Genomic DNA, 23,105 nt, shown 5'->3' on the forward strand with positions numbered 1-23,105 from the left:
CTAATGGTGCTGACCCGCGAGCAGCTTGGGCTGTTCCTGCTGCTGCCCGCGCTCGAAGCGCTGACACACTACTGGCGGGATCTACGCGCTGGCCGCTGGGCGTCGGTACGGCGCAACCTGGTGCAGCACAGCCTCTTTTTGCTCGTCTTTGCGCTGACGCTCACGCCGCAGCTTATCACCTACCTTAGCCTGAACGGGCGTCTCGGACCCTCGCAGATTGTGCTCGAAAAGCTGAAGCACGAGACGAGCGACCCGTACGCGCATGGGCTGCTCGGCAGCGCCCACTTCTGGGATACGCTGGTCGATGCGCGGCCTAGCCCGGTGACAGGCCGCTGGTTCGCCCACGGCGCGTTTCTGTGGGCGCCGGTGTGGGCTGTCGGGCTGGGCGGTCTGCTGCTGCTCTTCCGCCGTGACCGCTGGCTGGCGATCGTCTGCCTGGTGGCCTTCTTCGCGCAGGTGTGGGTCAACGGCAGCTTCGGCACGACCTGGCATCTCAGCAGCGCGTTCGGCTTCCGACGGCTGATCGAGGCGACGCCGCTGTTTGTGCTGGGCGTCGCGCTGCTGCTCGATCGCGTCCAGATGCCGCGCGGCGTGTGGGCTGCGCTGGGTGTGCTGCTGATCGTGTGGAACGTGGGGCTGATCGCGCAGTGGACCGTGACCAACAAGGAGCTGCGGCGCGGGCTGGTTTGGGATGGCATGCTGCGCAATCAACTGGCGGTGCCGGGCCAGGCCGGAGAGAAGATCGGACAACTGCTCTTCAACCGCTGCGCGCTGGTCGAGAACGGCTCGTGTCGGTGAGACGGCCCAAAACCTAATCCATCACGACTCTTTATGATCCATCGGTGGCGTACCCAAGGCAGCAATGAATAGCTCCCTCACAACACATCCTACACCATCCTGGGCACGCGCGGCAGGATCGTCGCGATCACCTCGTAGTTGATCGTGCCAAGCCAATCGGCTACCTCCTCGACGCTGATACATTCCGCGCCCTGCCGCCCGATCAGCACCACCTCATCGCCGCTGCACACGCCGGGAACGTCCGTTACGTCAAGCATGGCATAATCCATCGCCACGCGCCCAACCACCGGGACGCGCTGGCCGTGGAGCAAAACGCAGCGCCAGCTTGGCGAGCGCCGAAAGCCATCGGCATAGCCCACCGGGATCGTCGCGATGCGCGATACACGCTGGGTTACGAACGCGCCGCCATACGAGACGGGCGATCCGGGCGGGAGCGTCTTCACCTGCGCGATCTCAGTCTTGAAGCTCAGCGCGGGCCGAAAGCCAGACGATATCGGCGTCTCAGCCGAGGGCGAGAGTCCGTAGAGCGCCAGCCCAGGCCGCACCAGATCGTAGTGCGCGGCAGGAAAGCGCAGAATCGCGGCGCTGTTGGCGGCATGAACCAGCGGCGGTCGCAGGCTCTCCGCCTCGATCGTCCGCAGCATCGCATCGAAGCGCCGAAGCTGCTCGCGGGCAAAGCGCTCGTCGGCGCTGTCGGCGGTGGCGAAGTGCGTAAACAGTCCCTCGACGGTGATGCCTGGCAGCTCGCGCAGATAGTGCAGGAACGGCAGCACCTCCGGCGGCTGCAAGCCCAGCCGCGCCATGCCGGTATCGACCTTGACATGAACGATCGCCGGAACCTGTAGCTCCTGCGCCGCCGCGCTGATCTCGCGCGCCACATCGGTATCGAACACCGTCAGGCGCACACCGTGGCGCAGCGCCTCGCGCACCTGCCAGGGCGGCGTGTAGCCCAGAATCAAGATCGGCGCGGTGATCGCCGCCTCACGCAGCACAACCGCCTCGCCCAGCGTCGCGACGGCCAGCGCAAAGACGCCCTGCTGCACGACGGTACGCGCCACGCGCACCGCGCCGTGACCGTAGGCATCCGCCTTGAGCGTCGTCATCAGCCGCACGTGTGGCCCGACGATCGCCTGGATGCGCCGGGTGTTGTCGGCAATCGCATCCAGATCGATCTCCAGCCATGTCGGGCGGTCGGGCGACGCGATGCGCAGATGGTCGAACGAGCGCTCCTGCCGCACCAGCGCCGCCGTATCAACGCGCGGCGCGATCAGGCCCGCGACGACCGCCTCCATGCGCGCTTCGGCTGAGCCTTTGACCAGCACGATGTCGCCGAACTGCACCCGCTGCCGCACGGCTTCGATCGCGTCCGCCGCCGCATGGGTGACAATCATCTCAGGCGTGGCATCGCCGCCGTTTTCGAGCGCCTGCACGACCATATTGGCCGCGAGGTCGCCTTTGGCGATCACCACATCGGCAACCTGCACCGCGTGTGTACCAACCTCCTGGTGCAGCGCTACGGCGGCATCGCCCAGCTCCAGCATATCGCCCAGCACCGCGATGCGTCGGCGCGTGCCGCGTGGCGCGAGCGCGGCCAGGGTTTCCAGCGCCGCGTGCATCGAGGCGGGCGATGCGTTGTAGGTATCGTCGAGCAGCGTGCAGCCGTTGTAGCCCGGCAGCGGATTAAGCCGCCCCGCCTGCCGCTCGATCAGCCTGAGCCGCTCGATCGCCGCGCTGAGCGCCAGGCCACACTCACGCGCCAGAGCCAGCGCGGCCAGCGCGGTATAGACATGATGCCGCCCAACCAGCGGCAACGATGCAGCGTAGCGATCGCCGTCGACCAGCAGATCGAAGCGCGTGCCATCCAGCGAGACATCGATGTTCGTCGCCAGCAGATCGATATGGTCGGCGTGGGATGCAGACGCGGCAAGACCGTAGCGGACAACACGGCCCGCCGCGCCCGCTGGATGCTGGTCCGCCATCGCCGCCACGCGCGGATCGTCGGCGTTCAAGATCGCAGTGCCGTCGGGCGGCAGCGCCCTGACCAGCGCCGCTTTTTCCGCCGCGATATGCTCCTCATCGCGCAGATAGTGCAGATGCGTCGGCGCGACGTTCGTCACCACCGCGAACCGGGGCGGGAATAGCTCAGTCAGCCGCCGCATCTCGCCGAATCGGTCGAGGCCCATCTCCAGCACCGCGAAGCGATGATGCGGCTCCAGGCGGCCCAGCGCGATCGGCAGGCCAAACAGCGAGTTAAACGATCGGCGCGACGCAAACGTTGGGGCGAGTCCCGCCAGCAGCGTGGCGATTGCGCGCCTGGTGCTGGTCTTGCCGACGCTGCCCGTCACGCCGATGGTCGTCGGGTGATAGCGCCGGAGCATTGCGCTGGCCCACTGCTGGATCGCCAGCCGCACATCATCCACGACGATCACCGTGACGCCGGAACAGTCGGCGGGCGGACGCTCGCAGAGCACGCCGGTACAGCCGCCGCGCACGGCATCCGCGATAAAGGCATGGCCGTCGCGGCGCTCGGTCTTGACCGCCAGAAAAAGCTGGCCCGACGCAGCCAGGCGCGAGTCGTAGCAAAAATCGGCAAACTCCCGCGCGGTCGGCAAGCCGCTCAGCACACCGCCAGTTGTCGCAAGCAGATCTTCAAGCTGAATCATGCGGCGGATTATAGCAAGGCTGCTGCCTCGGAGCCAGCGCCGCGACCAAAAGACGAGCGGCAGGATTCGTCTGAATCCCGCCGCCTACTCCGGCTTGCTAATGATTGCAATAACCGCCGACGATCAATTGCCGGTCTGCACCAGCGGCAGCAAGCTCGTGCTGAGCGAGAGCGTCAGGTCGGTGTTGATCCAGATGTCATGATCCTGATAGGCCGTCGCGCTCTCCTGGTGCGACCAGACCAGCATAACGTGGCCGGGCGTGCCCTGAAGCAGCGGATGCGGTTGCAGGTTGTAGTACTTGCGATCGCTGGTCACGCGCACCTTCGGCCCCCAGTTAATGCCGTCCTGGCTGATGCGATAGTAGATGTTGAAGGGCGCGCTCGCCGTCTGCTGAATGTAGAACGTGACAAACGTGCCATCCTCCAGCACAATCGGCTGCGAGTCGTGGCTGTTCGCGTCGATCGAAAACGGGATCTCAGCGCCGCTCCAGGTGTAGGGATCGTTAGACACCTTGGCATACATTTGCAGAACGTTGGTGCCGGGGTTGACCTGATACGTGACCAGATAGGTGCCGTCGCTCTCGCGCCTGGCGATGCGCGGCAACGCGCCGCCAGCCGTGCTGACCTGAGTCCTGAGCGTGTCCCAGGTAACGCCGCCATCGGACGAGCGCGCGATGTAGCTCACGCCGCTCCGCTGGTAGGTCATCGTCAGCGTGCCGTCGGCCTCGCGAATCACTGCCGGGTTCAGATCTCCTCCTGTGGCCCAGCCGAGATTGAGCGCGCCCTGCGGCGTCCAGGTGCTACCATCTGCGGAGGTGGCGCGGTGGATACGGTAGCCGCCCGTCTCATTCGAGAGATAGAAGAGCGCGAGCGACGACGGGCCAAGCTGGATCAGCGCGGGGTGGCGCTCGTTGCTGGCGCTGCTGAGGATCGCCTGGGGCGTCGTCCAGGTCGTACCACCATCGCTGGAGGTGGTCACATACTGATCGTAGTTGGACTGTGTCACCTGCCGCTCGAAAACGATCATCAGTTGACCGCTGGGCTGCACCCGAATAATCGACGGCTGGTAATCCATGTTAGGACTATCATAGACCGGGCCGACGAACGCAGCGCCCAGCGCCAGCGAGATAGTCGCAAGGCTAAACAGGATCGCGCAGAGGGCGACGCGGATTCGCTTTCGCATATGGAGTAACTCCTTTGATCCAATGAGCTGATGAGAGGGACAGCCCGGCCAGCACCACGCGCAAGGGCGCTGCTGAAGGTTGATCTCGGCACGGGCAAGAACAGCCACGACAGGCTTGAGCTACACGGATAGGCGGCGAGTGTGGCGGGCTAGCGGTAACGACCAGCCACAGCGTGAGTCATCGCAGACACGGTGAGGGCGACAAGCCGACCAGCAAGCGGGTCGTTGGGCTGAGCCTTAGAGGATATTGTAACAAAAAATCTGCGAGTTAAACCACAGCCGCCGCACGGTGTCCAATCGTGCGGCGGCTGTAGCTTGGAGGATGGGGTGTCCAGCCCATCGTCGGTCCGTCCTGGTTCGCATGTGTATCTTATCGCTCGAACTTGAGAAAGCGTTGAGACAAAGCTGAGTAAATACTAAGGATGCGCAAGCGTTCGACGGGCGTAAGCCTGCGACAGCAACAGGTTAATCACAACTTTTCCCACACAATCCCCAGTTTATCCACAACGACAGATGGTAGTGCTGTGGATAAACCGAAGAAAAATGTGGATAGCCGATCTCAGGAGTGCAGCAGCTTACGCATGCCGTACACATCCTCGTGGACCCAATGCGTCTGGCCCTGATGATCGATATACGACCACACATCGACGCGCTGGGTAAAGATCTCAAAGCCGATCCGCTCGTAGAGGCGTCGCGCCGGGGTGTTGCTCTTCTCGACGGCAAGCTGAAGCTGCCGAAATCCGTGGCTGCGCGCGACATGCTCGCCGGTTTTGATCAACTGGGTGCCGACACCCAGGCCACGAAACGGCTCCATCACCCGCAGCGCGTAGAGATATGCATACTCATGGGATGTCACGTCGATCACCACCTGGCCGATCGGAAAGTCGTGGAGATCGGCCACAAACATCAGCCGCAGCCCCGCCTGGTGATCGTTGAAGGTGCGGCGGTTGACATCGCGCCAGTGCGCCAGCGAGCCGAACCATTCGAGCTTCGGCAGGTCATCGGACCGCACAGCCCGAATCAGCACATGCAGATTAACATCCACGTATTCGCGAACCGTATCGGCGAAAGCTTTTCCACGAGGCGAACGAAGGGCCATAAGCAATCCTTTGTCGGAGATTCGGGGCTGCCTAACCGTCAGGAAGCTTTTTATCTCGCGGACTATCCATCGCAACTTCAAACCGGAGCATCACGCGCAGCACAAAGAGTGCGAAGAGCGTCGTGCCTACCGCCAGCACATAGCGCTCGATCGCCACCGCCACGCCGATTGGCGCTACCACCAGCAGCAGCGCAGCAGTTGTCAGGCCGCGCGCCTTGGTCGCATCGGGATCGCGAAAGACCGTGCCCGCGCCCAGAAAGGCGATCCCGGCCACGATCGCCTCGATGATCCGAACCGGATCGGTGCGCAGGGTATTCGGATCGAGCGTGCGCTGCGAGTCGTCGATCAGCAGCTGCCCAACTTTGACGAAGAGCATCGCCGACAAACAGACCAGCATGTGCGTGCGCAGCCCGGCCCACTTCCCCGCCGCCTCGCGCTCCCAGCCGAGCACGCCGCCCAGCACCAGCGCGATGACCGCCTGAAAGAGGATATAGAGCTCCGGGCCGACTGATTGAAATAGCGTCTCGACCGTCATACACCTTCTGCTTCCGGCTGCTCAGCCCTACGCCCGCCGCAGGAGCGGGTAGCCGTTGGCCGACGGGCGTCTCCACAGAACGCTCGTACCCAGGCTGGAGCAGCACGCTTCATTCCGCATACAGGTCTTGATGTGTATTACCGGAAGTTGACGATCCGCAAAAAGCCTTCGGCTTGCAGCGAAGCGCCGCCGACCAGCGCGCCGTCGATGTCGGGCTGCGCCATCAGCGTGTCGATGCTGTCGGGCTTGACCGAGCCGCCGTAGAGAACACGCACCGCATCCGCCGTCTGCGGGCCATAGTGGCTGGCGAGCGCGCCCCGGATCGCCGCGTGCATCGCCTGCGCATCGGCGGGCGTGGCGGTATCGCCGGTGCCGATCGCCCACACCGGCTCGTAGGCGATCACGATCTGCTGCACCTGCTCGGCGGCCAGGCCACCCAGCCCGGCGCGCAACTGGCCGAGCGTGATCGTCTCGGCCTGGCCGGCGTCGCGCTGCGGCTTCGTCTCGCCGATGCAGAGGATCGGCGTGAGCGCGTGGTCGAGCGCGCACTGTACTTTTTTGCTGATCAGCTCGTCGTCCTCGCCAAACAGCTGGCGGCGCTCGCTATGGCCCAGGATCACATGCGTACAGCCGATCTCCTGCAGCATCACCGGCGAGATCTCGCCGGTAAACGCGCCCTGATCGGCGGGATACATATTCTGCCCGCCAAGCGCGAGAGCGCTCTCCGCTACCAGCGGCGCGATCGGATGTAGCACGGTAAACGGCGGGCAGATCAAGACCTGCCGATCGTCGGCATAGCCGACCTCAACGCCCTCCAGCAGCGCCTCGACCAGCTCAACCGCCTCGGCAACTGTTTTGTACATCTTCCAGTTTCCAGCAATGAGTGGAGTACGCATCTATGGCTCCTTTAGCGTAGGCGGCTATTATAACGCAGCCCTATCGGCTGGCGCTCAGGCAGGCAGCATGCGGAATGAGCTGTTTCCCGAACAAGCTCCTTGATTCCGCATCAGAGGGTGTGACACGCTCGGTGAGCATCATCGCCAGCGTCGATCGCTTGATCACGATCTTGCAAATGGTGTGCCGTGGCCTATAGCACCTGCCAGGGACGCCAGATCTACCTGCGGAGACAGCCGCAAAGGCACAAAAGCCGCCATCGCACAAAGCGGCTGCGCCTGTTATGATTCAGGATCATGACAGACAGCCAGAGGCCCATCTCCCATCGTGCTCGATAAAAGAGGTTATATGTCTCATGTATCGCTGAATGAGCTTGCGGCAACGCTCGACACAACCCCGGAGCGCCTGCAGACGCTCGTGCGCCAGACGCTCGATCGTGTCCAGCGCAGCCAGTACTATGTGTTTCGCATCACCGGAGAGCAGAAAGCGCAGCGCGCCGAGCCTGCCCAGCCACGGCTGATCGCCGCCTTTCCCTCGCCCGACGACGCGCTCTCGTTTGCTCAGCGCAACGGCTACGGCTCCAACGCCCAGCTACGGCCCGTCGCCACCGCCGATTTGATTATACGTATGTTAGCAGATCCAACCATTGGCACGGTACTCTTCTTAAGCGAGAACGTTGGTGAAACAACTCGTGGGTTTGGCCCAGGGCTCAAGATAACGCGAGGTGAGCTGATCGAGCAACTGGCGACCGGGCAGCCGCCGGAAGCGCCAGCGGCGATCGAGCTGACCGCCAAGCAGTACGATGCGCTGCAATTCGGCGTCAATTTTCAGCGGCGGGCAGAGTTTCGGGCAGCGCTGACCCAGGCGATCGAGCAGGTGGTGGCGGCGTACCAGCCGCCAGCAGGCAGCCTCGACCATGGGCCGCGCTCGATCTATGCAACCAGCGCCGTTGAAGAGTGGCTCAAGCGCAACGGCTTTCCGCACGCGCATCAGCGCCAGTGGATCGATGTCGCGGGCGATCCGCGCTGGGGCGGCGCTGTTGAGCTGTGTGAGATCGACGGCGGCACGCGCAATCATCTGCTGGTGCAACTGGTGATCCATGTCGACGAGACGGGACGCCAGTTTATCAAGTGGGTGAATGTGACGGTCTGAGTCTCCCCGTTGCCGTCTCGCGAATCTGGCGGCTCATCGTAGCACTTTTCACAAAGATGCGCGGATCTTCATACCGTGTTATGATAGCTCTGGTACGGTATCCGAAGTGGTACGGTTCCTGCTGATACACAGGCATATCACAGAGAGGAGTGCATCGTGTACCCAGCATTTGCGGTGATGATCGGCTTTATGTTCGGGTTTATTGTTGCCGAGATCGCCCATCGGTACTTTGAGGTCGACCTACCGATGTTCTTCTAGCACATCCCTCTCTTGCGTCTTTCCACGGCGATCCTTGCACAGATAGTCGTAGTGTACATATCATGAGCGGCGGAGCGTTGCGGCGCTCCGCCGCTGCGCTGTCGCGGCTGAAATCTACAGCTGAATCAGGCCGTGCTGGACAGCCATCCGTACGGCCTCGGTACGATTGCCAGCGCCGAGCTTTGCCAGGATCGCCGATACGTGGAACTTGACGGTCCGCTCGCTGATATGTAGCTGGCTCGCGATCTCTTTGTTCTGGAGGCCCTGCGCCAAGAACTGCAACACTTCACGCTCGCGCTCGGTCAGCGGCTCCAGCGCCGACGCGGCCCCGCCGGTCATGCGCTCCATCAGCTTGGCCGCGACCACGGGCTGCAACGTCGAGCCGCCCTGAGCCACCACGCGGATCGCGCCAAACAGCTCCTCGCGTGGCGCGCCCTTAAGCAGGTAGCCGCGCGCCCCGGCCTGAACTGCGCCGATGATGCGCTCGTCGGTATCGAAGGCGGTAAAGACCAGCGCTCTGACGCCGGGATTTTCCGCCCGCATCGCGCGTAGCGCCTGCACGCCGTCCAGCCTGGGCATTTCCAGATCCAGCAGCACCACATCCGGCTTCAGCGCCGAAACCAGATCGACGGCCTCAGCGCCATCATTGGCCTGACCCACCACCTCGAAGTCGGGCTGCGTCTCAAGCACGGATGCCAGCCCTTCGCGCACGATCGGGTGGTCGTCGGCGAGTACAATGCGAATCGTCATACAGGCTTTACCTTAACATGCTGCCCAACGGCACAACACACGACCATCAAACCTACTCTATTATGCTTCCGTGTTGGTATCACCGCCTCCGCTGCGCAAGCGGACAACCCCGTTTGCCTAGATGCCCTTCGTCGCCAGCATCTCGCGCGCGCGCGTCCGATCGCCGTTCGATGCGATCAGCCGGGGCGCTTCAAGAACGTCGATCTCGAAGCCAAGCTGGCCGTACAGATCGAGCACCCGCGCCGTCGCCTGGTTCGAGGCCACGACCGGACCCGGATGCCGGGACAGCCACTCGGCGAAGCGCACCTGATCGCGCCAGTTGAAGCCGCCGGGACTGTAGGCCGTAAACTCGACATCGTAGGGCGGATCGGCGTACATAAACACATCGGCGCTGACACCCAAAGCGCTGAAATCGTGAGCGGTGAACTGCCAGCCGCGCAGCGCCGTGACATACGGCCTGAAATCGGTCGTGTACCTGATCGTTTTATACCGGCCAAAAGGCACGTTGAATGTGCCCTGATTGTTGAAGCGGCAGAGGCCATTGAAGCCCGTACGATTGAGATAATAAAAGAGCGCCGCAGCCTCCGCCGTCTCCGCGCCGCCCTCGCGGATCAGCGTGTTGAAGCGCTGGCGATGCCGGTAATAGAGCGCCTGATCGTTCGCCATCTCGATCGAGATGACCAGCCCGCGCTGAAGCCAGCGGTAAAAATTGATCAGGTGCGGGTTCGTATCGTTGAGCAGCGCGATCGACGGCTGAAGACCCAGCGCCACCGCCATGCCGCCGACGAACGGCTCGACCAGCGGACGATGCGCGTGGCCGGCCCAGATTGAACGTAGCTTTGGGACCAGCCACCGCTTGCCGCCGGCCCATTTCAAAGGAGGCGTAAGCGCGACCGCAAACGAATGATGCATCACAGGCAACGGAGTTCTCCTTACAGGCGAGTATAAGATTACCCGACCAGATTTGCAAATGTCTGTGCCAGGTCTGATGCTTAGATCCCCTCTTATGCTCGCAAAACGTCTGATGTATAATGGTCCAGACGCGCGCGATTCCACTCCTTGATCCTGCGCTCACCCATGCCTACGCGCACCGCGACACCCGCGCAAGGCGCTCCCAGCCGCCGAATCGCCGCTGCCGTCCGCATGATCATCAGGAGGAGCACGATGCAAGCCGCATCTTCGCAGCCGTCCCATGCCGGAGCCGAGCACCTGGCGCGCTACCCGCTGCTCGACGCGCTGATCGAGCGACGGTCGCGGCGCTTTGCGAAGGGCATGCGACTGGATGGGGGGCCGCTGGCCTACACCAGCGCGCAGCCGACGCAGCCGCTCAGCCTGGAAGAGGAGGCCGCGCTGGCCTTTGCCGCCTGCGGCATCACCGGCCATGCGCTGGGCGATCTGCCGTACCAGCCGGGAGCGGAGCCGGAAACCGGAGGCGGCAACATCATGACCCACTTCGTCGGGCGGACGGTGCCCAGCGGCGATTCGATCCACACGGTGATCGTCTTTGTGATCAACGACCAGGGCGTCTGGATGCTCAAGCGACCGCAGGACTATGCCCGCGCGGACATTGGCGCGCTGATCGGGCTGGCCCGCGAGCACCGGCTGGTCGAGCTGTACCTCAAAAACCGCGTGCGCATCGCCGACCGCCGCCTGGATGTGCCGCGCGAGATGCCCTTCGTCCCGCCGTTCAACCGCTGGTCGTCGAATGTGCCGGGCACGACGCTCTTCCTGCCGGTAAACGAGAACAGCGCGCTCTACATCAACATCTTGCTGGCGGCTTTCGGCGAGGAGTTCGCCTCGTTCGTCGTCGACGAGCGCAACCGCTTTCGTCCGGCGGGCATCGGACGCTTCGCCCGGTCGCGGGGCGGCCACCTGTACGATGATCCCAGGCTGGGCCGTGTCGGCACGCTGAGCTATACCGAAACCTGGCTCTACGAGTTTACGGCGCTGGAGCAGGGCGCGATCTTACAAAATCTGGCGCTGATGGCCGAGGCGCTGGGGCTGAGCGGCTTCGCGCACTTCGCGGCCTATCCCTTCATCTGGATGCAGACGCTCGGCTTTCGGATGGAGCCGATCCCGCTCTCGCGGACGATCGGCGCAGGCCCGCTGATGGCCGCGCTGCTCAGGGCACTCCGCCGCGACACGCCCGTGCCGACGGCGGTCGGGCTAGAGCGCGACGGCGTGGTGCTGATCAAGCCGTTCTGCCCGCCCTACTACCGCAGCATGACCGAGGCGGTACGTGCCTACGTAGACTACAAATTCGGAGCGGGGCGCGGCACGTTCCGCGATGGCGGCGCGGCCACCGCCTGGCGCGATGGCGCGGCGATCCAGGCTGCGGTTCCGCCGCCCTCGGAGCAGGCCATCGCCGCGACGATCGCCTACTGCGAGTACGTGTACCGGCGCTACGGGCGCTTCCCGGCCAACAGCGGGCCGTTCCGCACGATCCTGGCCTACCAGGCGCATCATCCAGACCCGGATTTTTACGATCGCTTCTACCAGCCGGGCGTTTTGAGCACGGCCCAGCGCCAGCACGAGACGGCGTAGGCGGCGCCGGTTCGGCATCAGGTATCACCATCTTCAGGGGGTATCACGCATGAAGTCCGTACAACCATCCGGCCTCAGGCCAGTCACACAGGGCATGCGCTGGATGCTGCTGATCGCCAGCGGCCTCGTCTTTATTGTCGGCATCCAGCTCTTCATCCTCACCGAGTACACCGAGCGCTACTTTGCCTGGACGATCAAGCCACCGCTGACGGCGGCTTTTCTGGGTGCCGGCTACTGGGCGAGCTTCGCGATGGAGTATATGGCCTCGCGCAAGCGCCTGTGGGCACATGCGCGCATCGCCGTGCCCGCCGTGCTGATCTTCACCACGCTGACGCTCGTCGCCACGCTGCTGCACCTCGATCGCTTCCATCTGAGTGATCCCAACCTTCTGACGCGGGTGGCCGCCTGGGTCTGGCTAGCGGTCTACGCGATCGTGCCGCTGACGATGGCCTCGCTGCTGGTGCTTCAGATGCGCGTTCCGGGCGACGATCCGCCGCGCACCGCTCCGCTGCCGCGCTGGATTCATGCGATCCTGATCGTTCATGCGCTGGTGATGCTCCCGCTGGGCGCGGCTTTGTTCCTCGCGCCACAGGCTACAGCGCCGCTCTGGCCCTGGACGCTCACGCCGCTGACCGGTCGCGCGGTCGGCGCGTGGCTGCTGGCGCTGGGCGTCGCCGCCGCCCATTCGAGCTGGGAGAACGACTGGCAGCGCGTGCATATCGCGACAATCAGCTATACCGTACTGGGCGGATTCCAACTGCTGGGGCTGATCCGCTATCCGCAGGTGGTCGACTGGAGCAGACCCTCGGCCTGGCTCTACGTCGTCTTCCTGGTGAGCGTCCTGCTCGTCGGCCTGTACGGCTGGCGACAGTCGGCGCGCACCGCGAGCACCGGGACCCTTCCCGCGCAGGCCAGCGCCGCATAGCCCGACACGGCGGGGGTGTGGGGTGGCCCCCCACACGTCATTCTTCTTCGCCCGACGGAGAACAGAGCACAAAGGAGCAGGGGAAGAACCAAGAACCGGGGGACGGCAACTCGAAACTTGGAACTCGAAACTTGGAACTTGGAACTCGGAGATCGCGGAGCAGCCTATGGCAATCAATGACTATCACTTCATCACGCGCTGGCGTGTCCAGGGCACGATCAAGGAAGTGACGGATATTATCGCGGATGCCGGAGGATTAGATCGCTGGTGGCCTGCGGTCTATCTCAGCGTCACCGAGGTCGTGCCCGGCGATGAGCAGGGGCTCGGCAAAGAGATCGAGCTCTACACCAAGGGCTGGCTGCCCTACACGCTGCGCTGGCGGCTACGTGTCTCCGAGATCGGCGAGCAAGGCTTTACGATCCAGGCGCTCGGCGATTTCAGCGGACGAGGTATCTGGACCTTTGAGCAAGACGGGCCGTGGGTCGACATCGTCTACGACTGGAAGATTCGCGCCGACAAGCCGCTGCTGCGCCGGTTCTCGTTTCTGCTCAAGCCGATCTTCGCGGCTAATCACCGCTGGGCAATGCGCGTGGGCGAGGAAAGTCTCAACCTGGAGCTAGCCCGCCGCCGCGCGACGAGCGCCGAGGAGCGCAGCCGCATTCCAGCGCCGCCCCCGCCGACGACCACCTCGTCGCTGCCGCTGGTGGCGAGCATTGCGGTCGCGCTGGGGCTGATCTATCTGCTGTCGCGTCGGCTGCCGGGGGACGAACGAACAAAGCACAAAGCGAGAGCCAGGAGCTAAGAACCGAGAACCAAACAACGAACAAAAGGCAGGAAGCTCGAAACTTGAAACGGTGAACTTGGAGCCGCTGGTTCCCCAACCGACCCCGTGATTCTGCCCTATCGCCCACTGCCGGGATCATCCTCGCTCGTGGGCGCGCTGCGGTAAGGCACGGTCGCGGTGACGCGCGTGCCGGTGCCGGGCGTGCTGCACAGCGCGAACTGCCCGCCCAGAAGGCGCGCTCGCTCGCTCATGCCCTTGATACCAAAGCCGCTCTGTACAGTCGGCGTCACCAGCGCGGGGTCGAACCCGATGCCGTCGTCGTCCACCGTCAGGCGCAGGTCTGGGTCGAGCCGCTCCAGCCGCAGCGTCGCATGGGCTGCCTGCGCGTATTTGCGCATATTCGCCAGCGCCTCCTGCGCGATCCGGTACAGGCCCGTCTCCAGCGCCGGGGGCAGCCGCCCGATGCCGGGATCGATCTCGACGGTGAGATCAGCGCCGGACTCCTCGGCGGTCTGCTGCGCCAGCAGCCGCAGCGCATCGGGCAGCGTGTGGCCTTCCAGCGGCGCGGCTCGGAGATCGAGCACCGAGCGCCGCGCCTCGTGCAGGCTGGTGCGCGCCAGGCTGAGCGCCTGGGCAATCTTGCGCTGCACGGCATCCGGCTTGGTTTCGGCCAGCGCCTCTGCCGCCTCAAGATGCAGCGTGATCGCGGCGAGGCCCTGCGCCAGCGTATCGTGGATCTCGCGCGCGATCCGGTTGCGCTCCTCAAGCGCGGCCAGCACCACCGCCTGCTGCGACAGCCGCGAGCGCTCGATCGCGGTGCCAAGCTGCGCGCCAACCGCCGAGAGCAGCAGCAGCGCGTCGGGCGTGAACACGTCCCAGCCGGGACTGGCAACATTCAAAATGCCGAGCATGCGGTCCTCGGAGTGCAGCGGCGCGCTCGCGTGAAACTCCAGCCCCCGCCGATCGCCCTCGACCTCGGCCAGCCGCGAGCACTGCACGATATTGATCGCCGTGCGCAGCTCGCCCGATGTAAACAGGCTGTTACAATTGCACCCACCGCACCAGGCCGGGCCGGGATAATCCAGCGCGGGCGGAAGATCATGGTAGGCGGCGGTATAAAGCTTGCCTGCGTCATCCAGCAGAAAAATCCAGCCGGTCTGGAGGCCCATCAGCTCCACCACCGAGGCAAGCGTATCGTCGAGCGCCGTCTGGATGTCGGTGGTGCGGTTGAGCGTCTCGGCGATGTGGTTGAGGATGAATAGCTCGCGGTTGCGCTGCAAGAGCGCGTGAGAGTCTGCGGTCGTCATACGATCGATTATAGCACTAGCGAGCAATATGCTCTGAGCGATGAGCCATATTGCCTGAGCAAGCAAGGATACCTGGCATGACCCAACCGATCAATCTTGGCATCATCGGCGCTGGCCTGGCCGTCAAGCAGTTGCACTGGCCCGCCTTGCGGCGGCTCCGCGACCGCTACAGATTCGGCGCGGTCGCCGACATCGATCTCAGCAGGGCACAGGAGATCGCGGCGCTGGTCGGCGCGGAGCACACCTGCGCCAATTACCACGAGCTGCTCGCGCTCAGCGAGGTCGAGGCGGTGCTGCTGTCGCTGCCGATCCATCTGACCGCGCCGATCGCGCTGGATGCCGCCCGCGCCGGGAAGCATCTGATCATCGAGAAGCCGCTCGGCTCGAATCTGGAGCAGGCCCGACAGCTCAAAGAGCATCTGGCTCACCTGCCGGTGACAGCGCTGGTCGCCGAGAACTTTCGCTACCGCAACGATCTGGCGGCGGCGCGGCGGCTCGTCCACGAGGGCACGCTCGGCGATCTGCTGCTGGTGCGGCTGCACGCGCTCTCCTACGTCGATCCGACCACGCCCGGCAGTTTCGCCAGCACGCCCTGGCGGCACGATAGCCAATATCGCGGCGGCCCGATCCTGGACGCGAGCGTGCATCACGCGGCGGCGCTGCGAACTGTCGCCGGAGAGGTCGAGTGGGTGCAGGCGTTTGCCAAGTACGGCTACTCGCGGCTCAACGGTCCGACGACGATCAGTATGAATCTGCGCTTTCGATCTGGCGCGCTCGGCTCCTACCTGTACTCGGTCGTCTGCCACGACGAGCGATCGGCCTTTTTAGACCTGACGATCTACGGCTCGGAGGCGACGCTGGTGCTGCACGATGGCGAGGTGCGTCTGCTGCGGCGCGAGCAGCCCGCCGAGACGATCCCGGTCGAGGCCGATGACGGCGGCTACTACGCCGAGTTTTTGAACTTCGCCGCCGCGCTGCGTGAAGATCAGCCGATCGTGGCGACCGTGGATGAAGCCTATAAGGACATGGAACTGATCTTGCGAGCGCTTGACTCAGCGGAGCAGGCGGCGGTGCTGCTGTTGTGATCGGCAGTGTCACCTGCCGCACGCCAAAGATGTAACTATGAGCTGAAACCAACGTACCAGCCGGAGCCAGCCTGTTGCGCCAGCGTCGTCGATGAGAGAATGGTACACTTTAGTAGGTTAGTTACAGAAAGTAAGTAGTACAGAGCGCTGAATGAAAGGATCTTCTGTGCAACGGGTGGCAATGTTGGCTGTTCACAGCAGCCCTCTGGCAAAGCTTGGCGGCAAAGAGGCCGGTGGCATGAATGTCTATGTGCGCGAGCTGGCGCGCGAGCTAGGCCGCCGTGGTACCGCCGTCGATATTTTTACCCGCGCGCAGCGCCGGGGCGAGCCGCAGATCGTCGAGGTCGGGCCGAACGCGCGGGTGATCACCTTACGAACGGGGCCTGCCGCGCCCTACGATAAAAACTGGGTGCTCGACTATATTCCGGAGTTCGTCCAGCGCATCCGCTGCTTCGCCGATGGGCAAGATCTGCACTACGATCTGATCCACAGTCACTACTGGCTCTCCGGCGTGGCGGCGATCGAGCTGCGCAAGATGTGGGGCGTGCCAGTGGTGCATATGTTCCACACGCTCGGCGCGATGAAAAATCAGATCGCGACAACGCCAATCTGGGGCGAGACTGATGAGCGGGTGGCGATCGAGGGGCGGCTGCTGCGCGAGGCCGATGTGATCGTCGCGGCCACCAGGCTGGATCGCGCGCAGATGCAGTTCCACTATGGGATCGAGGCCGAGCGCGCGGTGGTGATTCCGTGCGGCGTGGACACGACGATGTTCCGGCCCCACGATCAGGCCGAGGCCCGGCAGCGGATGGGCCTCCCGCCCAGGCCCGCGAAGATCGTGGCGTTCGTCGGGCGGATCGAGCCGCTCAAGGGCCTGGATACGCTGCTCCGCGCGATGGCGCTGCTTGCCGATCGCGCCTTCGTGCCGCGCTCCGAGCTGCATCTGGTGGTCGTCGGCGGCGACGCGCATGCTCACGAGGATCAGTGGGGCGGCGAGGAGCGGCGGCTGCGCGCGCTAGTCCACGAGCTGGGCATCGCCGACATGGTTCGCTTTGTCGGATCGCGTACGCAGGGCCAGTTGCCGCTGCTCTACAGTGCTGCGGATGTGGTCGCCGTCCCGTCGCACTACGAGTCCTTCGGGCTAGTGGCGCTGGAAGCGCAGGCGTGCGGCACGCCCGTGGTCGCGTCGCGGGTGGGAGGTCTGACCTTTACAGTCGAGGATGGTGTGTCGGGCTTTCTGGAGCCGTGGGACGATCCCGCCGCCTTCGCGGGCCGCATCGAGGCGCTGGTGCTGCACGAGGGGCTGCGCGAGGAGATGGGCGCTCATGCGATTGTGAATGCGCAGCAGTACGCCTGGCCGCGCATCACCGATCAGGTGTTCGCGCTGTATCGCTCGGTCGAGCATCTGCGCAAGCCAGCGCATGCGGTCGTGCCGCTGCATATTCCAAGGTGCGCGCTGTAGCTGTCGGGGGAGAGCAAAGAACAAGGGTTGAGCGCGATCGTGGCGATCGGCACCGGCGCTGATCAAGCTGCCGTTTCTCGCCAGCGTGCGGGGCGGCACGCGACCACTCCGCAGCGGGACCCTCGGCGCTCACACCCCATCGCGCTACGGGCCGAGCTGCTCGAAATCGGCGAGCGCCTTGATCTCGGCGTACTCGTTGCCGTAGATGTCCACATAGATCAGCATGATCGTCGCGCCCAATGCCTCGCATGGCAGCCGCACCTCCCAGCCCGCCGCCGCGAGCTGCGCGGCATCGAAGACCGCATCGATCGTACACGGCGGCTGCACGCCCGATCGCAGCGGATCGTAGGGGTAATCGTAGTCGACCAGCACCAGCGACAGCGTTTCGCGGCGCAGGCTGCCATTGCTTGCTCCGGCGGGCGTGGCGCTGGCGAATGCGGTGATCGCGATCACTGCATCCGCCTCACGCACCTGGCCGGGACGCTGGCGGATCGTGTAGCGACAGGCCACCTGCGGCGGACGCATCAGATCAAAGCCCAGCGAGTTCACCCGCCGATCGATTCGACCTGTCATCGGGCGCGGCGCGGATGAGCCGGGCGGCGCGTGCAGTGCATCGACGATCGAGTAGGGCACGCGCAAGATCGTGTAGCGTGCGGCATCGCGCTGCACGGTATCTTCCAAAAACGTCACGCTGGCAGCCGGAGCGATGATCCAGCAGCGACCGTCAAGAGCAGCGCCCAGTCGCCGATGCAGCGCGTCGATGGTGCCGTAGTCGAGGAGCGCGCCCTGGCGATTGTGATCGAAGAGCAGCACGGACGCATGATCGCGGTAGCCGTCGAGCTGCACATCGCCGATAGTATGCGGCGCGTCGCGGCAGCCGAAGAGCGCCAGCGCGCGCTGACGCCACAGCGCCCAGGAGCGGAGCGGACGCCGCGCGAAATCGTAAAGACCGGCGTTGTACAGCGCGAAGGGCCGGGCTTGGAGCGGCCCGCCGTTGGGATCGTTGCCGCTATCGAGCGACAGCAGCCGCCGCTGGCTTGTGTAGATCGCCAGCTTGCCACAGTCCACCCCGATCCAGCGCCGTCCCAGCTTCTCCGCCACGGCCAGCGTCGTGCCGGAGCCCGCGAACGCATCCAGCACCAGATCACCCGGCTGGCTCGCCATCTCCAGCACGCGGCGAAGCAGCGCCTCGCTCTTTTCCGTGGGATAGCCAGCCGTGAACGCATAGGCGCTGATGTCGGTCCACAGGTTGTTACACAGATCCTCGGCGCTGGCGGCGATCAGGTATTGGGGGCGGCCTGTGCGCGGATGAGGCCGGAGCCTACCCGCTGCGATCATCTGCTCCGCGCGCTCTTTGATGTACATCCAGTGCCTACCCGGCGGCGGCCTGTGCCCAAAAAGATCATAGTCCATGCCCGTACGTAGCCCTGCCGCGTCGAAGGCGTGCCAGCGTGCCTCGCGTGCCACCCGGCGTGTCGGCGGGCGGAGCGTCGCTGCCTCGCCGCTGGCGTAGAGCAAGATCGTATCAAACTCCTCGTTGAGCTTGCGCACTCGCTCATGCTCACGGATACTCTTCTTGACGCGGCTGACCGCGATCTCGTTGCGGAAGTTCTGCTCGCCGAAGATCTCGTCCAGAATCACCTTGATGTAGTGCTTCTTGCGAAAATCGAGATGCACGCACAGCACGCCGTCCTCGGCGAGCAGCGCCTTGAGCAGCACCAGCCGCTTACGCAGAAATTCCACGAACTGCACGCCCGCAACCCGATCGTGATACGCGCGCTCCTCGTGCGTTCCCTGAAACTCCTGTCTGGTCGCGAACGGCGGATCGATATAGACCAGCTTCACGCCCGGCGAGCCATTGGCGCTGGCAAGCTGTCCCTGCGCCTTTAGCCCAAGCAGCGCCTTGAGCGCCTGCATATTGTCGCCGAAGATCAGCCGGTTACGCCAGTCGGCGGTATCCGCGCCGAAGCGGCGAATCTCCCGCAGCTCCGCCGTAGCCGAATCCGCCAGGATCGCGGCGTGTGGCTCTTTGCCCGCGTACACCAGCGCGCACTCCTGCCGAGCAGGTGGGAACAGCAGGTCTTTGTATGCGTGGGGCAGATCCATGCCGCGCCGCAAAAGCTCGATGATCTGCTGGCGCTGTGCCTCGGTCAGATTGGGCATATGGTATCCGATCCGCTAGTGCAGAATCAAAGCGCGGGTTTGGGAGACATCTCGATCAATCCCTCGGCAGTTGTTTCGCTCATCGCACCTCCACAGCCGCTCTCGGCTCAATCGGTGAAATCGTCCTGCGGATCGTACCATGAGCAGGCGCGTTGACGCCAACCCATCAAGCGTGACCACCGCAATCGCTATCAAATCTCCCTTGACACCATCGTCAGTGGTGTATATAATACTCGCACTACAGAGACGATCCATCTTGTAGTTTTCCGACGATATAGCCTGCAACATAGCCTTAGATCGGCGGTAGGTATACATACTGGATTGAGGTTGCTCATTCACAAGGAGAAACGTTCGATGAAGATTGTTCGTAGGCTATCCCTGCTGGCACTGGCATTCGCCCTGATGTTCGCCGTATCGGGTCTGGCTGGCGGAGTAGCCCAGGCCGAAACCGGCTCTGTCGTCGATGAGCGGCTGCGAGCAGCCATGACCACCGCGACCGCGCCGCTGCAAGTGGTGGTCACGTTCCAGGGAGAGAGCGCGCCAACCGCAGCGCAGATCGATCTGCTGCGCGGGACCGGCATCGCCACCGGCATCACCTTCCGCTCGCTGCCGATCGCCGGAGTACTGGCGACGACCGATCAGATCAACGCGCTGGCGGCAAGCGCCGAGGTACGCTCGCTCGATCTCAACTATGCGCTGGCCTACGACAACTACGAGGCGACAGCGCTAACCGGGGTCGATCGAGTACGTACCGATGGGAATATGATCCTTCAGAACGGCGGCATGCCTGTCACCGGCTCCGGCGTCACCGTGCTGGTCAACGACAGCGGCATCGACGGCACACATAACGATCTGCAGTTTGGACCGCATCTGGTGCAGAACGTCGAGGCAGCTACGAACTTGAACGCGCTTGACAGCACGCTCCTGCCGATCACCTACGTCGAGAACGTGCCAAACACCGATGCGACCGGCGGCCACGGCACGCACGTTGCGGGCATCGTCGGCGGCACCGGGGCACAGTCCGCCGGAAAGCATGAGGGCGTCGCGCCCGGCGCGAATCTGGTGGGCTACGGCTCCGGCGCGGGCCTGCTGCTGCTGGATACGCTCGGCGGCTTCGACTACGCGCTGACGCATCAGACACAGTACGGCATTCGCGTGATCACCAACTCCTGGGGCACCACCAGCGATGTCGGCACGGATGTCGATCCCAACGATCCAATCAACGTCGCGACCAAGCGGCTCTACGATCGCGGCATCGTCGTCGTCTTCTCGGCGGGCAACTCCGGCCCGAACGCAGGCACGATCACCGGCAACTACAAGAAAGCGCCGTGGGTCATCGCGGTCGCGGCAGGCGATAAGCAGCGCCAGCTTGCCAGCTTCTCATCGCGCGGCATCAGCGGCAAGAGCGGCAGCTTCACCGTCGACGGCCAGATGTGGACCTGGGAAGATCGCCCGACGCTGACCGCACCGGGCGCGATGATCATCTCGACTCGCGCGGCCTCGCCGATCGGTGTCATCGGCACGCCGGACGACCTTAAGCTGATCGAGCCGGCCTATCTGCCCTTCTACACCACCTTGAGCGGCACGTCGATGGCCGCGCCGCATGTCGCCGGAGTTGTCGCGCTGATGCTTGACGCCAATCCACGCCTTTCGCCCGCGCAGATCAAGCAGATCCTTCAGGAGACGGCGACGCCCATGAGCGGCTATGCGACCTGGGAGGTCGGCAGCGGCTATGTCAATGCCTACGCCGCCGTCGAGCGGGCCTTCAAGACCCGCACGAAGTAGCCGACGATCGCCTGAGCGCTGCGAGCCGCTCCAAGACGACGCGCGCGGTACGAGCTTGGTACCGCGCGCGTCGGCGTGTTCCGGCGACGAATTAAAAGCAACAACCGGAGCCAGTGGCTCCGGTTGCTGGTGTGTGGTGGAGATGGCGGGATTCGAACCCGCGTCCGAAAAGTTTGACCGCCGATATCTACGAGTGTAGACTATTGATTAGTGTCTCGTCTCCAGCGCTCAATAGACAAGGCGCTTCAGGAAACCAGCCCGCTTAGCTTAAGCAACCGTTAGCAGGCGATTACGGTTGCAGCAGCCCGACTTGCTGACGCCAGGCCTATCCCATCAGGCTGAGGATAGGCGGGCGGGCCACTATATTAAGCGGCCAGCGCCATTTGAGGCGCTCGTGCAGTTTTGCCAGTTATTGGCGTTGCCCCTTTAACGAGACTGGGCGGCTCGACTCGCAACCGACGACCTCAGCTCCCCGTCGAAACCAAACATCCCCTTGAACGCTTGTATTGTACCGATTGGGCCGCTTATTGTCAAGTGCGCGCCGCGAAAATCGAGGGCCTGGCCGCGCCGGGCGCTGGCTTGACGCGCATTGCGGCTGCTCGTATACTGCTGCTTCATAAACAACTATCGCTTCGATGAGGAGGCGCTTTCTTGATTCCAGAAACCATGCGCGCTGTGGTCAAGGCACGGGCTGCGGCGGGCGCTGAGCTACAAACGGTGCCGGTGCCCAAGATCGGCCCGCGCGACGTACTGGTTAAAGTGCGCGCCACGACGATCTGCGGCACGGACCTGCATATTTATCGCTGGGACACCTGGGCACAAAGCCGCATCCGCCCGCCGATGGTCTTCGGGCACGAGTTTTCCGGCGATATTGTCGCCGTCGGCGATGAAGTTACTACCCTCAAGGTTGGCGACTTCGTCTCCGGCGAGACGCATATCATCTGCGGCCACTGCTACCCCTGCCGCACCGGCCAGTCGCATATCTGCCGCAACGTCAAGATCATTGGCGTGGACCGGCCCGGCTGTTTCGCCGAGTATATCGCGATCCCGGCCTCGAACGCCTGGTGCAACGATCCGCAGCTCGATCCGGCGGTCGCCGCCGCCCAGGAGCCGTTCGGCAACGCGGTTCACACGGCGCTCTCGACCGATCTGGCGACCAAAACGGTGCTGATCACCGGCTGCGGGCCGATCGGCCTCTTCGCGGTGGGCATCGCCCACGCGGCGGGAGCGCGGCGCATCTTCGCCACCGATGTCAATCCGAACCGTCTGGAGCTGGCCCGCACTATGGGCGCGACTCATCCCGTCGATGCGCGCGGCGATGTGGTGGGCGAGATCATGGCGGCGACCGACGGCGCGGGTGTCGATGTGCTGCTCGAAATGTCGGGCAACGTGGCGGCGATCAACCAGGGCTTCAAAAGCCTGCGCTTCGGCGGCTACGCCGCGCTGCTTGGCCTGCCGGGCCGTCCGCTCGACAACTTCGATCTGGCAAACCATATCGTCTTCAAAGGCGCGACGGTCTACGGCGTCTCAGGGCGCAAAATGTACGAGACGTGGTATCAGACGCGCGCGCTGATCGGCGAGGGACGAGTCGATATTCGTCCGATCATCAGCCACCGCATGCCGCTCGACGATTTCCAGCAGGCATTCGAGATGATGATCGACGGCGAGGCGGCCAAAGTCGCGCTCTTCCCAAACGGCATGAGCTAATCGATCCTTACA

The 23,105-nt window shown here is 64.0% G+C and carries 18 protein-coding genes and 1 other RNA gene; 9 read left to right on the forward strand and 10 right to left on the reverse strand.

What is annotated here, in order from left to right:
* The coding region (locus tag VFZ66_16850) for a hypothetical protein (GenBank protein ID HEX6290856.1) at positions 1–798 on the forward strand (798 nt) is incomplete at its 5' end.
* Between the two features lie 89 nt (positions 799–887).
* Here the strand turns inward: VFZ66_16850 and alr are convergent.
* The 5 genes from alr to tpiA all read right to left on the reverse strand — a co-directional run bounded on the left by alr (position 888) and on the right by tpiA (position 7,173).
* Positions 888–3,461: an alanine racemase gene (gene alr / locus VFZ66_16855; GenBank protein HEX6290857.1), complete on the reverse strand. Its 2,574-nt coding sequence runs from the start codon at positions 3,459–3,461 to the stop codon at positions 888–890.
* 123 nt (positions 3,462–3,584) lie between these two features.
* Complete coding sequence (locus VFZ66_16860) at positions 3,585–4,643, reverse strand: sialidase family protein (GenBank protein ID HEX6290858.1); 1,059 nt, start codon at positions 4,641–4,643, stop codon at positions 3,585–3,587.
* Positions 4,644–5,202: 559 nt separating this feature from the next.
* A complete protein-coding gene (locus tag VFZ66_16865) occupies positions 5,203–5,742 on the reverse strand; it encodes a GNAT family N-acetyltransferase (GenBank protein ID HEX6290859.1) in 540 nt (179 codons plus the stop codon).
* A gap of 31 nt (positions 5,743–5,773) precedes the next feature.
* The gene (locus tag VFZ66_16870; GenBank protein HEX6290860.1) at positions 5,774–6,277 is read right to left on the reverse strand and encodes an MgtC/SapB family protein; all 504 of its coding nucleotides are present in this window, start codon (positions 6,275–6,277) and stop codon (positions 5,774–5,776) included.
* Between the two features lie 137 nt (positions 6,278–6,414).
* Entirely contained in the window at positions 6,415–7,173 is a 759-nt protein-coding gene (tpiA, locus tag VFZ66_16875; GenBank protein ID HEX6290861.1) for a triose-phosphate isomerase, read from the reverse strand.
* 346 nt (positions 7,174–7,519) lie between these two features.
* Between tpiA and VFZ66_16880 the strand changes: the two genes are divergently transcribed.
* On the forward strand, positions 7,520–8,323 hold the full coding sequence (locus VFZ66_16880; GenBank protein ID HEX6290862.1) for a hypothetical protein: 804 nt from the start codon (positions 7,520–7,522) through the stop codon (positions 8,321–8,323).
* A gap of 372 nt (positions 8,324–8,695) precedes the next feature.
* On the opposite strand, the gene VFZ66_16885 is transcribed toward VFZ66_16880, so the two are convergent.
* Positions 8,696–9,331 carry a response regulator transcription factor gene (locus VFZ66_16885; protein HEX6290863.1) on the reverse strand — a complete coding sequence of 212 codons (636 nt, stop codon included), beginning with the start codon at positions 9,329–9,331 and terminating at the stop codon, positions 8,696–8,698.
* Positions 9,332–9,448: 117 nt separating this feature from the next.
* Complete coding sequence (locus VFZ66_16890; protein ID HEX6290864.1) at positions 9,449–10,243, reverse strand: Dam family site-specific DNA-(adenine-N6)-methyltransferase; 795 nt, start codon at positions 10,241–10,243, stop codon at positions 9,449–9,451.
* A 252-nt stretch (positions 10,244–10,495) separates the two neighbouring features.
* On the opposite strand from VFZ66_16890, the gene VFZ66_16895 reads away from it, so the two are divergent.
* The 3 genes from VFZ66_16895 to VFZ66_16905 all read left to right on the forward strand — a co-directional run bounded on the left by VFZ66_16895 (position 10,496) and on the right by VFZ66_16905 (position 13,602).
* A complete protein-coding gene (locus VFZ66_16895; protein ID HEX6290865.1) occupies positions 10,496–11,875 on the forward strand; it encodes a hypothetical protein in 1,380 nt (459 codons plus the stop codon).
* 49 nt (positions 11,876–11,924) lie between these two features.
* Complete coding sequence (locus VFZ66_16900; GenBank protein HEX6290866.1) at positions 11,925–12,800, forward strand: hypothetical protein; 876 nt, start codon at positions 11,925–11,927, stop codon at positions 12,798–12,800.
* A gap of 166 nt (positions 12,801–12,966) precedes the next feature.
* The gene (locus VFZ66_16905; protein ID HEX6290867.1) at positions 12,967–13,602 is read left to right on the forward strand and encodes a hypothetical protein; all 636 of its coding nucleotides are present in this window, start codon (positions 12,967–12,969) and stop codon (positions 13,600–13,602) included.
* A gap of 98 nt (positions 13,603–13,700) precedes the next feature.
* Here the strand turns inward: VFZ66_16905 and VFZ66_16910 are convergent, their stop codons facing one another.
* A complete protein-coding gene (locus VFZ66_16910; protein ID HEX6290868.1) occupies positions 13,701–14,891 on the reverse strand; it encodes a GAF domain-containing sensor histidine kinase in 1,191 nt (396 codons plus the stop codon).
* A 77-nt stretch (positions 14,892–14,968) separates the two neighbouring features.
* On the opposite strand from VFZ66_16910, the gene VFZ66_16915 reads away from it, so the two are divergent.
* Positions 14,969–15,976 (forward strand): Gfo/Idh/MocA family oxidoreductase, encoded by a 1,008-nt coding sequence (locus VFZ66_16915; protein HEX6290869.1) that lies wholly within the window; start codon positions 14,969–14,971, stop codon positions 15,974–15,976.
* Positions 15,977–16,142: 166 nt separating this feature from the next.
* Positions 16,143–17,438, forward strand: coding sequence for a glycosyltransferase (locus VFZ66_16920; protein ID HEX6290870.1), 1,296 nt, complete (start codon positions 16,143–16,145; stop codon positions 17,436–17,438).
* A gap of 144 nt (positions 17,439–17,582) precedes the next feature.
* On the opposite strand, the gene VFZ66_16925 is transcribed toward VFZ66_16920, so the two are convergent.
* A complete protein-coding gene (locus VFZ66_16925; GenBank protein ID HEX6290871.1) occupies positions 17,583–19,601 on the reverse strand; it encodes a site-specific DNA-methyltransferase in 2,019 nt (672 codons plus the stop codon).
* Positions 19,602–19,955: 354 nt separating this feature from the next.
* On the opposite strand from VFZ66_16925, the gene VFZ66_16930 reads away from it, so the two are divergent.
* Positions 19,956–21,386 (forward strand): S8 family serine peptidase, encoded by a 1,431-nt coding sequence (locus tag VFZ66_16930; protein HEX6290872.1) that lies wholly within the window; start codon positions 19,956–19,958, stop codon positions 21,384–21,386.
* 134 nt (positions 21,387–21,520) lie between these two features.
* On the opposite strand, the gene ssrA is transcribed toward VFZ66_16930, so the two are convergent.
* Positions 21,521–21,879: a transfer-messenger RNA gene (ssrA, locus tag VFZ66_16935) on the reverse strand.
* Positions 21,880–22,037: 158 nt separating this feature from the next.
* Between ssrA and tdh the strand changes: the two genes are divergently transcribed.
* The gene (tdh, locus tag VFZ66_16940; GenBank protein ID HEX6290873.1) at positions 22,038–23,093 is read left to right on the forward strand and encodes an L-threonine 3-dehydrogenase; all 1,056 of its coding nucleotides are present in this window, start codon (positions 22,038–22,040) and stop codon (positions 23,091–23,093) included.
* Positions 23,094–23,105 lie beyond the last annotated feature (12 nt).

The sequence above is a fragment of the Herpetosiphonaceae bacterium genome, assembly GCA_036374795.1.
GTDB lineage: Bacteria > Chloroflexota > Chloroflexia > Chloroflexales > Kallotenuaceae > LB3-1.

Coding starts and splice junctions, on each gene's coding strand:
- VFZ66_16870 (HEX6290860.1), bottom strand. CDS start 6,277: ATGACGGTCGAGACGCTATTTCAATCAGTCGGCCCGGAGCTCTATATC.
- VFZ66_16885 (HEX6290863.1), bottom strand. CDS start 9,331: ATGACGATTCGCATTGTACTCGCCGACGACCACCCGATCGTGCGCGAA.
- VFZ66_16890 (HEX6290864.1), bottom strand. CDS start 10,243: ATGCATCATTCGTTTGCGGTCGCGCTTACGCCTCCTTTGAAATGGGCC.
- VFZ66_16860 (HEX6290858.1), bottom strand. CDS start 4,643: ATGCGAAAGCGAATCCGCGTCGCCCTCTGCGCGATCCTGTTTAGCCTT.
- tpiA (HEX6290861.1), bottom strand. CDS start 7,173: ATGCGTACTCCACTCATTGCTGGAAACTGGAAGATGTACAAAACAGTT.
- VFZ66_16900 (HEX6290866.1), top strand. CDS start 11,925: ATGAAGTCCGTACAACCATCCGGCCTCAGGCCAGTCACACAGGGCATG.
- VFZ66_16880 (HEX6290862.1), top strand. CDS start 7,520: ATGTCTCATGTATCGCTGAATGAGCTTGCGGCAACGCTCGACACAACC.
- VFZ66_16925 (HEX6290871.1), bottom strand. CDS start 19,601: ATGCCCAATCTGACCGAGGCACAGCGCCAGCAGATCATCGAGCTTTTG.
- VFZ66_16915 (HEX6290869.1), top strand. CDS start 14,969: ATGACCCAACCGATCAATCTTGGCATCATCGGCGCTGGCCTGGCCGTC.
- alr (HEX6290857.1), bottom strand. CDS start 3,461: ATGATTCAGCTTGAAGATCTGCTTGCGACAACTGGCGGTGTGCTGAGC.
- VFZ66_16905 (HEX6290867.1), top strand. CDS start 12,967: ATGGCAATCAATGACTATCACTTCATCACGCGCTGGCGTGTCCAGGGC.
- VFZ66_16895 (HEX6290865.1), top strand. CDS start 10,496: ATGCAAGCCGCATCTTCGCAGCCGTCCCATGCCGGAGCCGAGCACCTG.
- VFZ66_16930 (HEX6290872.1), top strand. CDS start 19,956: ATGAAGATTGTTCGTAGGCTATCCCTGCTGGCACTGGCATTCGCCCTG.
- VFZ66_16865 (HEX6290859.1), bottom strand. CDS start 5,742: ATGGCCCTTCGTTCGCCTCGTGGAAAAGCTTTCGCCGATACGGTTCGC.
- VFZ66_16910 (HEX6290868.1), bottom strand. CDS start 14,891: ATGACGACCGCAGACTCTCACGCGCTCTTGCAGCGCAACCGCGAGCTA.